Source organism: Oribacterium sp. P9 (assembly GCF_046365365.1).
Taxonomy (GTDB): domain Bacteria; phylum Bacillota; class Clostridia; order Lachnospirales; family Lachnospiraceae; genus Oribacterium.
The window spans coordinates 1-15,612 of record NZ_JBKEIS010000024.1 but is presented as its reverse complement, the minus strand read 5'-3'; the positions used below and the strand labels follow the sequence as shown (position 1 = coordinate 15,612).

16 protein-coding genes are annotated in these 15,612 nt (G+C 34.7%); 2 read left to right on the top strand and 14 right to left on the bottom strand.

The window, feature by feature from the left end:
• Window positions 1-64 precede the first annotated feature (64 nt).
• Complete coding sequence (locus tag ACK8P7_RS10250) at window positions 65-535, top strand: helix-turn-helix transcriptional regulator (RefSeq protein ID WP_410044113.1); 471 nt, start codon at window positions 65-67, stop codon at window positions 533-535.
• A gap of 97 nt (window positions 536-632) precedes the next feature.
• Here the strand turns inward: ACK8P7_RS10250 and ACK8P7_RS10245 are convergent, their stop codons facing one another.
• Window positions 633-1,172: a helix-turn-helix domain-containing protein gene (locus tag ACK8P7_RS10245; protein WP_410044112.1), complete on the bottom strand. Its 540-nt coding sequence runs from the start codon at window positions 1,170-1,172 to the stop codon at window positions 633-635.
• Window positions 1,173-1,408: 236 nt separating this feature from the next.
• On the opposite strand from ACK8P7_RS10245, the gene ACK8P7_RS10240 reads away from it, so the two are divergent.
• Entirely contained in the window at window positions 1,409-1,939 is a 531-nt protein-coding gene (locus ACK8P7_RS10240; protein ID WP_410044111.1) for a helix-turn-helix domain-containing protein, read from the top strand.
• 329 nt (window positions 1,940-2,268) lie between these two features.
• Here the strand turns inward: ACK8P7_RS10240 and ACK8P7_RS10235 are convergent, their stop codons facing one another.
• The 13 genes from ACK8P7_RS10235 to ACK8P7_RS10175 all read right to left on the bottom strand — a co-directional run bounded on the left by ACK8P7_RS10235 (window position 2,269) and on the right by ACK8P7_RS10175 (window position 15,464).
• On the bottom strand, window positions 2,269-3,210 hold the full coding sequence (locus ACK8P7_RS10235; protein WP_410044110.1) for a sugar phosphate nucleotidyltransferase: 942 nt from the start codon (window positions 3,208-3,210) through the stop codon (window positions 2,269-2,271).
• A gap of 155 nt (window positions 3,211-3,365) precedes the next feature.
• A complete protein-coding gene (locus tag ACK8P7_RS10230; RefSeq protein WP_410044109.1) occupies window positions 3,366-4,376 on the bottom strand; it encodes an acyltransferase in 1,011 nt (336 codons plus the stop codon).
• Window positions 4,373-4,495 carry a hypothetical protein gene (locus tag ACK8P7_RS10225; RefSeq protein WP_410044108.1) on the bottom strand — a complete coding sequence of 41 codons (123 nt, stop codon included), beginning with the start codon at window positions 4,493-4,495 and terminating at the stop codon, window positions 4,373-4,375. The genes ACK8P7_RS10230 and ACK8P7_RS10225 overlap by 4 nt, the downstream gene beginning before the upstream one ends.
• Window positions 4,479-5,675: a CDP-glycerol glycerophosphotransferase family protein gene (locus tag ACK8P7_RS10220; protein ID WP_410044107.1), complete on the bottom strand. Its 1,197-nt coding sequence runs from the start codon at window positions 5,673-5,675 to the stop codon at window positions 4,479-4,481. Before ACK8P7_RS10220 ends, ACK8P7_RS10225 begins: the two co-directional genes overlap by 17 nt.
• Window positions 5,656-7,125, bottom strand: a complete 1,470-nt coding sequence (locus ACK8P7_RS10215) for a lipopolysaccharide biosynthesis protein (protein WP_410044106.1) — start codon at window positions 7,123-7,125, stop codon at window positions 5,656-5,658. Before ACK8P7_RS10215 ends, ACK8P7_RS10220 begins: the two co-directional genes overlap by 20 nt.
• Window positions 7,126-7,326: 201 nt before the next feature.
• Window positions 7,327-8,289 carry a glycosyltransferase family 2 protein gene (locus ACK8P7_RS10210; RefSeq protein WP_410044105.1) on the bottom strand — a complete coding sequence of 321 codons (963 nt, stop codon included), beginning with the start codon at window positions 8,287-8,289 and terminating at the stop codon, window positions 7,327-7,329.
• 3 nt (window positions 8,290-8,292) lie between these two features.
• A complete protein-coding gene (glf, locus tag ACK8P7_RS10205) occupies window positions 8,293-9,405 on the bottom strand; it encodes a UDP-galactopyranose mutase (protein ID WP_410044104.1) in 1,113 nt (370 codons plus the stop codon).
• 65 nt (window positions 9,406-9,470) lie between these two features.
• Window positions 9,471-10,472, bottom strand: coding sequence for a glycosyltransferase family 2 protein (locus tag ACK8P7_RS10200; protein WP_410044103.1), 1,002 nt, complete (start codon window positions 10,470-10,472; stop codon window positions 9,471-9,473).
• Between the two features lie 19 nt (window positions 10,473-10,491).
• Window positions 10,492-11,448 carry an O-antigen ligase family protein gene (locus ACK8P7_RS10195; RefSeq protein ID WP_410044102.1) on the bottom strand — a complete coding sequence of 319 codons (957 nt, stop codon included), beginning with the start codon at window positions 11,446-11,448 and terminating at the stop codon, window positions 10,492-10,494.
• Between the two features lie 271 nt (window positions 11,449-11,719).
• Complete coding sequence (locus ACK8P7_RS10190; protein WP_410044101.1) at window positions 11,720-12,619, bottom strand: ATP-grasp fold amidoligase family protein; 900 nt, start codon at window positions 12,617-12,619, stop codon at window positions 11,720-11,722.
• An 11-nt stretch (window positions 12,620-12,630) separates the two neighbouring features.
• The gene (locus ACK8P7_RS10185; protein WP_410044100.1) at window positions 12,631-13,710 is read right to left on the bottom strand and encodes a glycosyltransferase family 1 protein; all 1,080 of its coding nucleotides are present in this window, start codon (window positions 13,708-13,710) and stop codon (window positions 12,631-12,633) included.
• Between the two features lie 76 nt (window positions 13,711-13,786).
• Window positions 13,787-14,329, bottom strand: a complete 543-nt coding sequence (locus ACK8P7_RS10180; RefSeq protein WP_410044099.1) for a DapH/DapD/GlmU-related protein — start codon at window positions 14,327-14,329, stop codon at window positions 13,787-13,789.
• 151 nt (window positions 14,330-14,480) lie between these two features.
• Window positions 14,481-15,464: a glycosyltransferase family 4 protein gene (locus tag ACK8P7_RS10175; protein ID WP_410044098.1), complete on the bottom strand. Its 984-nt coding sequence runs from the start codon at window positions 15,462-15,464 to the stop codon at window positions 14,481-14,483.
• Window positions 15,465-15,612 lie beyond the last annotated feature (148 nt).

Here is a 15,612-nt window from a genome sequence, read left to right as displayed (position 1 = left end):
GTTTTCCATGATTATGGCATTTTCAAAAGTATCAAACTAGCCGCACTGACACTGAGCGCTTACCATAAAAGATTTCAGTGCGATGCTGGGAGTAGTACCAACCACAATATACTGGTATGAAAACGGTGGTACACTTACAGAAAGCCATATAAAGGATATATGCCAGGCCTTTAACGTAGATAAGGAATATTTCAAAGGTACTATGACACTAGAGGATGCAGTCGATTATTCCGGATACAATCATCAGAGGGTTGAACGTATCAGAGATATGATGAATGAGAGAGGAATAAAGACGAATAAGGAATTATCCTTGCTGTCCGGCATAAGCACCACCCGCCTATCTGATATCATGGCTGAAAAGAATAAGCTGACGGAAGACAAGGCCAGGAAGATAGCCGATGCTCTTGAAGTTGGCGTAGATTGGATTTTATACGGTGATCAGGAAAAGAAGTATTTTCCGGTAAATGGAAAAATGATAGAGTGGTTGAAAACCCATCCTGAAGAACGGGAGAGGATTTGGGAAAAGATGAAATAAAAAAAGCAGGGGTTGCCCCCTTGCCTTGACATTATCAACCAACCAGCTTCTGGTGGTCTCTTCTATTCTATTCTTATTTTGGTGGCTTTTCCACCTTTTATTTCTTTTCTTCTTCCATCCACTGTTCTATTATCATCCTTTTTTCAGGATGTTCTTTGAGCCATTTCACCATTTTCGCGTTCACAGGATATTCCTTGGTTTTCTCGTTTCCATACAATAACCAGTCAACACCAATATGCAGTTTTTCTGCAATTTCACCTGCCATTTTTTCACTTAAAGGATTATTTCCTGTCTCAACCATATATAAATGAGTGTATGAAATGTTTATCAAGGAGGAGAATTCTTTTATTGTCATTCCTCTCTCAAGTCGAATCTGTTTTAATCTCTTTCCGGCATTTTTCCTGTCATCTTCTGGCATTTCAGTTATAGCCTCATCAATACCGATTTCTCCTGTAAAATATGCGGGATTAATATGATATTTCTCACAGATTGTATTGATATGTTTTTCTTTTGGGACAGCTACACCAGTCTCGAATCGCTTCATATGAGTTTCTGTTATTCCGATTGACTTTGCAAATGAAGTCCTGGACATACCAAGCTTATTTCTCAAATCAATTAACTGTAAAGCAATATCCACACAAATCACACCCTTCCCATACCATTATTTTCTTCTTCCCACACCTTGGTTTGGTGTGGTGTGTTTTCTTGTTTTCTGTGGTTTGTTCTTTTCTATTTTTGGTTCTTCTCTTCTTCTATTTTTGCTTCTTCTTTTCTTCTATTTTAGGTTCTTCTCTTCTTCCATTTTTGGTTCTTCTTTTCTTCTATTTTTGGTTTGGTGTGTTATGATAGTTGGACTAGAGAAGAGAGAAAAGCATGAACAAGAAAATAGTTGAACTCAAAAATAAACTCGGCCTTTCCAGAGCATCTTTTGCAAAAGCACTCGACATTTCCCCATCACAGATGGCAAGAATAGAAGCTGGAAAGGTTGTACTTAGTGATGAGTTTCTGCTTAAGGTGTGTGGCACCTTCCACGTCAATCCTTCTTTCTTCACTGGAGAAATAGATATTGATGAAGCAGTAAGTGTAGTGAGTCCGGAAGAGAAAAAGAAACAGGTTGGAAACCGATTAAAGCAGATGAGAATGGAAAAAGGACTCACTCTGAAGGAGTTATCAGATCTTGTTGGTCTATCCGATTCTCAATTGTGCCTGATAGAAAATGGGGAAAGTAATCTGACCGAGAAAAGAGCTGTGGATATAGTAGAAGCCTTGGAAGTAGGTGTGGAATGGTTGCTGTATGGCGATGAGGAAAAGAAGTATTTTCCACTCAATGAGAAAATGGCTCAATGGCTATGGAATCATCCAGAAGTAAGAGAACAGATATGGAAGATGATGGAGGATTGTTAATTCTCCTTTTTTCTTTTTTACTACTCTTCCACTTCTCCTTCTCTTTTCTTTCCCATCATCTTCTGTGGTTCTTTTCTTTTATTTTTTGTGGTGCTTTTTCCGCACCTTCCGGTGTGTTTTTCTTTTTTCTCTTTTCTTCTATTTCTTCTTCTCCCCCCATCCATCTACTTTTCCAAAAAAGCAGAAAAGGCGGCCAGAAAAAGCTTTTCTGGTAGAAAAGGAAAGGGCACACAAGAAAAAAAGAAATAAAAGAAATAAAAGTAGGTGTGGACGAAAAGAAGAAAACACAGGGGATGAGAAGGAATTTAGGTCATAAGGGTTGTGGGAGGTCACAAATCCGAAAACAAATCTTCTTTATACTTTCCCTCTTTCAGTAGTTCAGCAAATGCTTCTTGTACTGCTGCCACATCTTCCTTGTAAGTCATACCGTACCAAGTATCGTTCGTTGGAAGAGCTCTAACCGTGCATGATCCTTCCCTGAGCATGCCACCGATGATTGTCGGGAGTAAGTACTCAGACTTGAGTGGATTACTCGGAACTGTGTTATTGAAGAACTCTACAAATCCTTCCTCCAACACTTTCAGAAACTCCGGTGGATTTCCAGGGAAGCCCCAGAAATTCATTGACACGAAAGACTCCGGATCTAAACTCTTACCATCCGCTTCGGCTCCACCATTAGCTTTCACAATATTCTTGGTTTCCACAACATCAGTCACATGCGTGTGGCCATCTTCAACTTTGCACACACCACGAGTTACGCCGCCGTTATCGGAAAGCGTATTCTTGAGAATAAATCCGGCCATCGCATAGGCACTGGATTCGTGTTCCTGCACCAACCATTCATGCATGGCTCTGTACGCTTCCTTGCCATAGTAATCATCTGCATTGATTACAGCAAACGGTGTGGAAATCAGGTCTTTCGCTGCTAATACCGCCTGCCCGGTTCCCCATGGTTTGGTTCGATCCTTTATTTGTTCTTTCGTTGTTTCATTGAGTTCTGGTATAGAGGAAAGGGACTGATAAGCATAAGCGACCTTGACATTGTTCTCAGCACAGATCTTTTCAATCCTATCCCCTATTACTTCTTTAAACTCTTTTTCAATATCTCTTCTTATTATAAATATGATTTTGTTAAATCCGGCTTCAATGGCATCGTGGATGGAGTAATCCATAATGATATGAGAATTGGAATCGACTTTTGCTAACTGCTTGATTCCTGTTCCAAATCTTGAGCCGATGCCAGCGGCCATTATAAGTAGTGTAGTTTTCATTATGCTGATCCTCGCATATTGTAATAATGCATTTATTACCAATGGGTAAAGCATTATTTCCATCACATGTTTTGAAGCAGTAAAGATAGATAGAGTATTTTACCGAATTAAGATAAGAGATTATTCACATTCTGAGTCAGGGAGATCAGGAAATATCAAGGCACTATTCTTCTTAAATATGGAATTTGTCGAAGAATTCGTGCAACAAGTACGCTTATCATAATCGCCAGTATTGGTCCAAACAGTTGATAAAGGATTGTTCCTTCAACGATTACACCACAAAACTCAAATACTTTTTGCACTAAATTGTTTGCAAATTGATGAATCAGATAAATAGATAGAGTATACTTTTTGAGCATATCAACTATTTTCCGAACGATTTTATTTTTTATTACAAAATCACCATAGTTCACACATACTGACCAAATGCACAACGAATACAAAAAATTCAAGCTATTACTATCTCTAAATACTCTACTTTCTACGCCGCTACTTAAGCTAAGCACTGCTGTTCCGATCAATTGTATAAGAAGAGCAGATAACCCAGTAAAATAGATTACAGGGTAAAGTCTTTTATATGCTTCCTGATGATAAAAAATCAACCAGCCTACGAGGACATAAATCAAATATTCTGCAACAACCGGGACACTAATTGGTATATTGATATTTAGTATTTTCCCCAAATCAGACAGAACAATATTGAAAATAAAACCAGCTAACACCAAGTACTCTAAAACTCTTCTTCTGTTTCTATCGATGTTCGCAAACAGTGGAATGCATAGATATACTGAAATGAGCACAGGAAAGAACCAATAAATACTTCTATATTTATTATTGATTATTCCATCGAATATATCCAAGAGATTAAGAGACCCTATTTCATCTCTATTAAATATAAAGCAGTATAAAAACGAGATGAAACTCCATGCAATCCACGGTATCACAACTTTATTAATTCTTTTCTTAAAGAAGGTGATATCATCATATCTATCTGTGTAGTCTAAAAGTGTAGTGCCACTAATCATAAAAAACACTGGCACAGCAAAAACAAAGCCTTTTTCAATTATCAGCGATAATATCCAGTTCGGGGTTAGTTGTGGTTGGGTGCCGTGAAACCCGCACAAGTGCATATATACAACTGCAATACAGCAGATTACACTGATCAAGGATATCTTTTCAGTACACCCCCCATTGATTTTTTTGATTTTTCTCTATGATATTGTTCATTCATATTGACCTCATTATTAGTAGTTGCTAGGTGACTTTGTTTATTTGTTGTTTCCATGTTTATACACGAATTTCGTTCTATTTTTTTCTATGAAATCGTCTTTTTTGTATTTGGATATATCCAATATCAACTTCGCAATATCTTTAGATGAATTTGGGTTCTTAATGACACCAATTTGATTAAAGAAATATTGTAAATCTCTATTGTACTCTTCCGAATCAAAATTACATACAATTTTTATTAAATCATCATTATTTGTAGCAAATGGAAATGGATAATCCCCAAAATCGAAATACAAGTCACGATCTTGCTTATATTTTTCCAGATCATTAGCATATCTGAACACAGGTTTTCCCGTGATACTAAAATCATAATTAATCGAAGAATAATCACCAATTAAAACTGCGGAGCAGGCAAGCAACTCCTGCGTATCTGGATAGAATGTGGAATTGATTACTTTTTCGTTGTAAGCTATAACCCCTTCGATATTTGCAACATTTGGATGCAAGTGCACAAGTACAACGAACTCTTTATTAAACCTTTTTTTCAATGCTTCAAGCAATCTATCAAAGTCAATATTATATGCATCAAAGGAATGATCCGACCTGAATGTTGGCGCGTATAAAACAATTTCTTTATCTAATGGGAGGCCATAATATTCATACACCTTAGTTTTGATTGAAGGATTATCTTTCATAAGAATGTCATATCTCGGGTAGCCACACTCATAAACCGGTCCTTTATACCAAAAGGAATCTTGATACAGTTTTGTCATAAAAGAGCTTTCAGAGATCATCAAATCTGTATGCTTCGCATCTTTCTTTGCCATTTCAACATACCATTCAGGAAGTTTATCTTCAACATCAGCTTCAATTTTTTTCTGAGCTCCTCCATGCCAAGTTTGAATATAAAACTGTTCTTTTTTCTTATAAAAAAAATCAAACCTACAATTGTTAAGCCATATACCCGAAGTTATTATGTAATATAGGCTTTTAAACGAACCATATTTAACTGGTTTAATTTTATCTGGTAGCGTTTTTGCTTCGGAATCATTTTTCACAATCCAAAAGATTTCAACATTCTCATCCAGCAATTCGTCACAAATATATTTCAGGTTGTCACTGTATCCTCTTCCGAAATACGATGAGCACAAAATTCGATTCTTTTTTATTGGTATAAATAAGCCTGCTACCAAAATACATCGTCTGATTAACGCATTAATTACACGCTTTACCATGGGGTAAAATCTCCTTCATCATTTCTATCAAATATTTCAAATTTGGACTTTTTATCACAGCATTTTCTAAAACGTAAACAAGCATACCAACAACCACTTGCAACACCAATTTCCAAAGCAAATTGATTGGAGTTTGTCCCACTAATTGAACAGCAAAACTCATAATAATCGCTGTGACTAAATTAGGGAGCAAATCTTCTATCTGATTTAAGAATGTGTAGCCCAGTAACTTTCTATTTGGAATAGAATTTACAATTAAAGCTATACAGGTACAACAGATAAATGCCAGTGCCAGTTCTACTGGTGTTTTTGAGAACAATAGAAAAGCAAAAATAGTTGCAAGATAGCAAGATTTTTTTATAATCTCCATTACTAAATAAATGTCGCTTCTTCCCATCGCCTTAATTGTTTCACAATTTCCAATATGCACCATTTCAAACATATTTGCCACGCAAAATATCTTAATATAAGGTACCGCTGGAAGCCATTTATCTGTTAATACTACCCTTACAAAGTTTTCAGAAATTGCAAAAAAACCAAGCATTAATGGAAATGCGATAAAAGAGGAAATCCTTATGAACAAACGTGTTAACCGAAGCAACTTTTTTCTATCATCCTGATATTTAGACATAGTAGGGAACATAACTGCAGCCAACGTATTCGTTGATGTAGTTGAAATCAATTCAGGAAAACTTTTCCCCTTTGTATAAAAAGACAAGTCTGATGTAGAGTATTTCACACCAATAATCAATGGTATGATTTGTGTATATATTGTACCAATAATCGAAGAAACAAAAATCTTCCACCCATATGCAAATAAAGTCTTGAATTTCTGTAACGAAAACTTAAAAGTTAAATGAATACGAGTAGTACAAATAAGTATAAATGTATCAATAAATGTATTACTCATCTGCTGTGCAACTAGCGCCCACACGCCTGCACCATTCAATGCCAATGCAATTCCGATTACAGCCGAAAAGATTGTACCGCCTAATGTTGAGAAAAAGAATTTTTTAAACTGTAGATTGGAAGATATATATGCACACCAAATAGATTTAACAGCAGTTACCGGTAGCGATATGCCCATGACCCGAATAACAATAACTAAAATACTTTTATTATATATATCAGCAATAAATGGAGCCAAAAGGAACAGAGCACCATATATAACCAGTGATATAAATATACTAAAATAAAGTATCGTGGAATAGTCTTCTTCATCAGCTTCTTTTTTTTGAATTAATGCTGTATTTAAGCCTCCCGAAATAAAGACATTCGCAAAAGCAAAAAATATGGCAACTAAACTCACAACGCTATAATCATCAGGTGTTAAAATTCTTGCGAGTATTATAGAAACAATCATCGAGACGAGTTGTGCTCCAATTCGTTCCATGAATTTCCATATTGTACTTGTTAATGCTTTAGTTCTAATCGAATTGTTATCCCCCATTGTTTTCCTCTCTACTCATTTAACAAAATATAATATAAAACAGTCTTGCTTCATTCACGGTATAATGTTTGTACAATTATCCGAAAAAGTTAGAAACGCAAAATTTTACTAATTAGCCAATTAAAGCGAAATGTATCAAATTAGTTTCCTGGAGTTCATAATGTCATTTTTCTAAATACACTTCGATTACAAGTTGAAATATTACAGCTTTTTATATATTGCAAAAATAAAGGGGCTAATCATTTCAGAAAAATATACAATCTTATCTTTTAATGAGATTATATTGCTTGTCAAAATAAATAAGAACTGCTCTCTCATTTTTTTAGTCAACAACATTAATTCAGATGAATACATTTCTCTGTTTTCATCAAACACAATTAGGTGCATTGTACGATCTATTCTTGTACAAAGATAAGCACGCGCAATATTTCCCAAGTAAGCATCATTTTGATATTCTAAATACACACTCTCTGCGTTATAAAAGAAGTCCATTTTTTTAACATTGAACGCAGATTTAGTTATACTTCCTTGACGCTTATAATAATAATAAACATACTCTGGTATAAATGCGACATATTTTGTTTTAGCAATTAGTTTATAAATTGTTGCAAAATCTTCATCAAGCTTTCCTACAGGAAATTGTGTATCCTCAAATAAATATGTTCTATACAGCTTTCCACAAGCTGAGTAACCTTTCCCCGAAAAAATCATTGCCAATGATTCTCTATTTGTACGCTTAACATAATCGCTACAAAGTGGTTCTTCTTTTTCAATATGTCCGTCATCGTATTCAATATAAAGCCCACCGATCACGATTGCGCAGTTTTCTTTAGTAGCGGCATCATACATAGTTTCCAATGCTTTCAAATGTAAACTATCATCACCATCAACAAAAGTAATGTACTCTCCATTTGATTTTGATATACCGTAGTTTCTTGCGTCAGATAAGCCACCATTGTGCTTATGATAGACAGAAATCCTGCTGTCCTCTTTCGCTAGAGAATCGCAAATAAGACCGCTTTTATCTATAGAACCGTCATCAACTAAGACTATTTCGATATTAGAAAATGTTTGATTTCTTACGCTTTCAACGCATTTATTTATATAATCTTCAACATTATAAATCGGTATTACAACCGAAATCAATGGTTTATCGCTCATCATAATTTACCTTTTTATACCTTCAAATAGTTTTATTGCTGAGAAAATAACCTGATCCATATCATAGTACTTATATTCTCCAAGTCTTCCGCCGAAGATTACGTGTTCTTCTTTATCTGCCAATTCTTTGTACTTCTTATACAATTCACCATTCTTCTCATCATTGACCGGATAGTATGGTTCATCTCCAGGCTTCCACTCGGAGCTGTATTCCCTGCTTATCACTGTCTTCGGAAGGTCATTTCCATTTTCATCCTTACCAAACTCGAACCACTTGTGCTCGATGATTCTCGTCCAAAGCGTCTCCCTGTCTGTGTAATTGACAGCAGCATTACCCTGGAAGTTTGGCTTGTCCAGCACTTCTGTTTCGAAGCGAACAGAACGATACTCTAAAGTACCAAGGCAATAATCAAAATAAGCATCAATAGGACCTGTATAGACCACTTTCTTTGCCATACCATCCCATTTATTTTTATCCTTCAGGTAATCTTCTCCAAGTTTAACTTCAACGCCTTCTAACATGTTAGCCACCATTTTGGTGTAACCACCAACCGGAATGCCTTGATAAAGAGCATTGAAGTAATTATTATCATAAGTAAGCCGAACAGGAAGACGCTTTATGATAAAAGATGGTAGGTCCTTGCAATTTCTTCCCCACTGCTTCTCGGTATATCCTTTGATCAACTTCTCATAGATATCTCTGCCAACGAGCGAAATGGCCTGCTCTTCCAGATTCTTTGGTTCTCCACTAATCTCTTTTCTTTGTTCTTCTATCTTCGCTGCTGCCTCTTCTGGCGTAACAACTCCCCACATTTTATTGAAGGTATACATGTTAAAAGGCAGAGAATAAAGTTCTCCTTTATAATTAGCAACCGGGGAGTTGGTAAAGCGATTGAAGGTTGCAAACTGGGTGATATAATCCCATACCTTCTGGTTGTTGGTGTGGAAGATATGTGCACCATACTTGTGGACGTTGATCCCTTCTACTTTCTCTGTATAGACATTTCCACCAACATTATTTCTTTTATCAATTATAAGTACTCTTTTCCCAACTTCATGTAGTTTTTGTGCTAGCGTTGCTCCAAATAGGCCAGTTCCAACTATCAAATAATCATACATTTAAATACCTCACTAAAATACGATGATTTAGTCATTGACACACAATATAGTTCATTATCGTTACATCAAATGCTTCTTATTATTTTAGTAATAATGGGACTATACCTAAAAGCTCTGATGATTCTTATTCTTTTAAATACATTCATATAACAAAATGCAAGTGGTACTTTTTTTCTAAGCTCCTGGTCTAAAGAAATTAAGTATGCTTTATCCTGTTTGGAGTAATCCTGCTTGCTAAATATGACACTATATATTGTTACAGCAACATTACTGATAATTCTTGAACAGTACTGTTTATACTGTTCATTAAGTGCATCTTTTCTTTCTGCATCAACATAATATGTGATTAACTTACTAAAGATTAGCATTTGTTGATCAATTCTTCTTAATAAATTGCTCATACTAACACTCTGATTGGCTTGGTCAACAACATATTGGTAAACATTGCAGCCACTTATGAATATTGTTTTTGCAAATAACATTGGATACATATCATATTCATTATCTTCGTAAAAGACTTTTTCAGATACTTTAATCTGATCAAAATGCTCTTGTAAAAGTGAAGTTCTATATGTCAATGAATGTATCGTTCCGCGCATTGAACCAATCGCTTTATCAGCATCATACATACATCCTGTTACAAATTTTGAAGAAGTTGAAGGGTAAATTACTATTTCTGATTTGTCAATTGCACTTACCCTAGTAAAAGGTGAAAAGATTACATCTGAATCGATTTTTTCCAATTCCTCTATAAAAAGCGAGAACTGGTTGCTGTCGACATAATCATCCCCATCGATTATCTTGATATACTTTCCTTTTGCCTCTTTTATACCACGATTAATTACAGAACCATGCCCACCATTCTCTTTGTGTATTACCTTTATAATACTTGGAAATTTGTTCTCCCAATCCCTCGCCTTTTCCAGAGTTGAATCTTGTGAACCATCATCGACTAAGAGAATCTCTATCTTTTCAATATTATCGACACAGATCATTGTATTTAGAGAATTATCCATGAACTGAAAAGTATTATAAGAAGGTATCACTACGGTTAGCATTTTATTCATTTCTTATCACCTACGATTCTTAATTGTCTGCATAATAATTGCTTTCAATATTTATATTTGATAATCCTGCAAATAATAAAGCAAAATAGATATAAATATCTTTCGCGTAATATGACACGGTTCCCACATCCATTAGAAGTAGGGCAAACCAAATAGCGGTAAACAGAATTATTTCTTTATTCTGAGAAAATCTGTTCCGAAATATACCGATTCCTATTTTCATGTAGAAGGAATAATAAATCAAAAAACCAATTATTCCCCCATTGACAAGCATTTCTATATAATTATTGTGTAAGTAATATGCGTGCCCTACATATCTGAGTGAAACTAATTTTGAGTTATTGATACCTATACCCAAAATTGGTGTCTGCATGAATTGTTCAAGGCCTATTTTCATTAGAATAACTCTAATCCCAGAGGAATCATCTCCACCTTTTCCGCTTAGTGTGCCAATAAGTTCAAACATCCTTTGATTAATTCCAGTAAAAAAACTTGTATTTTGAAGAACAATTAATCCAACACAAATCAGAAAAATCATTAATACTATCCTGTTTAGTATAACTTTTTGATTATCTTCCCTTTTTAAGTTCATGTATATGATAATACATATTCCAGCAACTAAACTTATCAATGCTGTTCTAGATTGCGTAGCTGCCAAAATAATAAGAGATAATACAGCTAATAGATGATATGTATGTTTTTTTTCGCATATTGCATCATAAGCTGAAATTAAAATATTTATCGACATAATCATGCCAATATAATTCAAATTCCCATACTTACTTCCTTCTCTCATCATTGAGTCTGAAGCAATTCTAAATATGTCTGTAAATCCATAATCCGAGAAAACTACAAATGCATATACATAACCAGAAAACATAATAATTTTTATTAATGATCTGATTTCACAAGTTTGAGAAAAATACATATAGATAACAAATGTGCAGACAAATACCTGACAAATAGTATTACTCATCTCGAGCGCATATGTACGATTTTCCGCCCAAATGGTACTTAAATAACAAAAGCAAATAAACAATAAACCAGAATTTAAAAATGGGAAATCTTTTCGTGTTATGATTAACCTGTTAGATAGTGCCATCCTAAAAAAAAGCAATCCAACAGCTGCTATCATTAAATAACGACCCCAGGTGAATGTAATGAATGTAATTGCACTTACACAATATATAAAAACCAACAGTTTATCTATATTTATTTTCTTAATGGCAATCCGCATTTTTTCCCCTCTATCTCGTTAGATTTATCCAATCACCGAGGACTTCATCCCAGCTATCTGGGTAGAATTTTTCTAGTCCAGCGTCACTAAAGAAAGTGAATTCAGAGAAGTATATCTTGCCATTAACTACATACCAATCTGTTCTAAGAAAATGAATTCCATTGCTACAAATATTCGATAATCTTAGAATTTCTTCTAATTGATCTGGTCTCTTTATGTGGTTTTGTGAATTTGGATAATTCTGCTTTAAATCAAGTAAATTCCATTCGGTGTCAAAATAGTCTATTGATTCATTTGGTGTCTTGTCATCTTGAATTACTTGGATTATTCTTGCTTGACCCTCAAAACATAGTACTTTATACACTGTTAAGTTTTCTTCATCTTCATTTTGAAGATATTCTTCGATTAAGATTCTTGGTTTAACACCTTTGTACGGCCATTCTCTTGTATGGAAATAGTAATTTTTGCTGAATGTAGACATGACTTTTTTTCTGGCCATTTTTTTGTTAATTTCTCCACCCCTATGAATATACATTCCACCACAACCATGTGTTGTTTTAATAACAAATTTTTCGGGTAAAGAATCAAAATCGATGTCCTCGAAACAATCATACACACCAATTGTTTTTGCTGTATGACCTTCACCAATTAATTTATCTACATACTCTTTTACGAGAAATTTATCTACCATCACTGTGTAAATATCATTTCTATCGTATAGTTTCAGCCATTGAAGTTTTTCATTAAATCTCTTTGGACTATCTAGATTAAGCTCCAATCCAGTTTTTAGTTTATACAATTTTCTTAAGTATTTCTCATCTTCCATGGAGTCGTAAAAACCAAGATTACATTTTACCATTTCTCGATATTTATAATTAAATATAAATTTATATATACTTTGCAGTTTCATAGCATCGCTCCTTATATCAATAATTCTATAAACTGTTTTGCTATAGTGTTGATGTCATAACCATCTAGACCTTTTTGTGTTCTCCTATACATCTCGGTATTAATAATAGATTCTGTCCAAAAATCAGTTTTTGATATTGGCAGAAAAGTAACTTGCCCGCAAATATTTACTTCTTTTGTAATTGTATCGGAAACAATACAAGGTAAACCACATGATTGCGCTTCAATGACAGTATTAGGCATGCCTTCATACAATGAAGGAAAGACAAAAACATCCATTGCAGACAATATGGCAGGTATATCAGATCTTATACCAGCAAAAATCACTTTATCCTGCAAATCTTTTTCTACGCACTTATCTCTAATTTTACCTTCAAGCTCTCCCTTTCCAACAAGCAGCAATTTATAGTTTGAATGGTTTTTGCTTAATTCGGAGAATACATCAATTAGAAAATCATGATTCTTTTGTACTGAAAAACGACCTACATGCCCACACAAAATCTCTGATTCTTTTATGCCAAATTCTTTTCTTATCTTTCTTCTATCTTCTGGATTGAACTTATATACATTTAGGTCTAACGCATTATGTAGTATTTTAACCTCTCCATTTTTATATGCCTGTTCTCCAAATGTATATATTGCAGCCAAGTCAGAAGGAGCAATTTTTATATCAACATATTTCCCATACAAAATTCTTCCTAGTCGGTGCGCAATTTTTGCTTTTATTCCAGCTGGATCATTAGAATTACTCGATCTTGCTGCACATATTTTTGCACCGGCTTTTTTTGCTACTTTTAAATCCAAAAACCCCATTGTGTTTGATGTTATTCTAAGAACCGATTCATAGTGTTCATCTTTTATAATAGCTGAAAGTTGCTTTTTAAATTCTTTGAGATTATCAGATTTCGCTGGTATGTGAAAGATTCTTCCACCCATTTGGATTATCTCTTTGTCATAGTAACCTTCTTCATTTATATTGACACAAAAATCCATCTGATACTTTGCTCTGTCAATTTGTCTATATATTTTCATTAAAAAAGTTTCTGCACCACCAGCATTCATACATGATAAAATACACAAAATCCTTTTCATATATCTCTCCAATTTTCGTAAACTGTCTAATACATACTTTCATTACAACTGCAAAAGACTTACAATGCAAAGTTCTCTAAGTCTTAAATTCTGAATTATGTATTTCTTCATCAATTACTTTTTTGACAATGCACGGGTTACCAGCAGCCATTACACCACTTGGAATGCTCTTTGAAACAACACTGCCAGCACCAATGATGGTGTTATCGCCTATTGTTACTCCCGGTAAAATAATCACGCCATAACCAATCCACACATTTTTCCCGATAGTTACTGGTTTTACTTCAGTCATCCCATCAAACTTGTGTGAGTCTTTGTCATACTTATGCCCCGTTGTATAGATGTGCACATTTGGTCCCATCATGCAGTAACCTTTAAATATGGTTCCCTGTTGAACTAAAGAATTAGGGCCAATACCAGTGTGATCACCAAGAACACAATCCTCTTGAATTTCAGCACCTCGCTCGATATTACATCCTTCGCCTATACTTTTAGCAATTCCCTTGGCAAAGAAAACGCGGACACGATTGGCGATACCCCCCCCCGGATGTCTATGGAGTGGGAGAATTTTGCCTATTGTCGCAAGCATTAATTTATTTATATTGACTTTAATATTCACTATTCTTTACCTACTCTTCTTATAGACTCTCTTCTTTGAAAACGCCAAAGAAAAAGTTGCCACTTATAATTACCTAATATTTCATTGAACGTGTGAAATATGTGCATATTGTCAAACATACATTGTTTATCTGCTTTATCATATGCTAATCTTACAAGTCTTTAATATGTATAACCTTTATCGCCTTTTCATCGTATAAGTCAAAAAGGGGCTTCATTGCAATTTCTGGTGTAAACCTGTCCGCTACAGAAAAACAATTCTCTTGCATGTTTCGTAAAGCTTGTTTTAAGTTGGGTTTGCAAAGCAACTCAGTGAGTTCTCTATTATCCCAGGAATATATTAATCCGTTAACTCCATCTGAAATCACTTCTCTACAAGCGTTCCAATCAACAGCAATTACTGGGGTACCCGCGAACATGGCATCAATAACCGTTCCAGGCATACCTTCTGTTTTAACTCGTGTCGGAAAAAGAAGAGCGTCATATTTACTAATTATTTCGGGGCATTGCTCTGGCTTAACAACACCCTTGTACGATATATTATTTGAATGGGTTTGAATGATTTTAATAATCTCATCTTTATATGCTTCTTCAATCTCCCCATAAATATCCAAGTAGTAAGAAACTTCTTTTATACGACTATCTGCCTCACAAATCGCCTCAATCGCATCCTCAATGCCTTTCTCAGGGACAACTCTTGAAAGTGTGCAAAAATGTACTTCTTTCGGGTTATTATCTGGTACCTTCTTTTGTTTCTTCAGATATTTGCAATTATCCAAATACTGAATATTTGCAAACCCCTGTTCAAGCAACGCTTTCCCAGTAACTTTTGTCTCAGCGAATATTACATCATATTTTTTTAATGCCCATTTTGTTATCTTATGTGTAGAAACATACTTGCCTAGCCATCCGCCAATTAGCACATACACGATTTTCTTTTTCTGTAACTTTGCTAATAAATACACAGGCAATGCCAAAAGTTTTACAGCAAAATTGCACACTGCCAAAACAATAAGGTCTCCCTTAAAGACTGCTCTGATAACATTGACTATAATTGTGAAACCATTGTTGTTAATCCTGTTAGTATCTGCTACAACAACGATATCACCGTACTTTTCAGTTAATGCTCGTATCATTGTCTTCGTTTTCACTGTTTGACCATTGTTTTCATTTCCCGCATTTCCGAGATTACCTATTATGCAAATCTTTTTCATTCTTCCGCTTGTATGATGATTCCAGAAGCTAAATCAACATTTTCCTTTCTTTTTGATTCTGTGGTTCAAT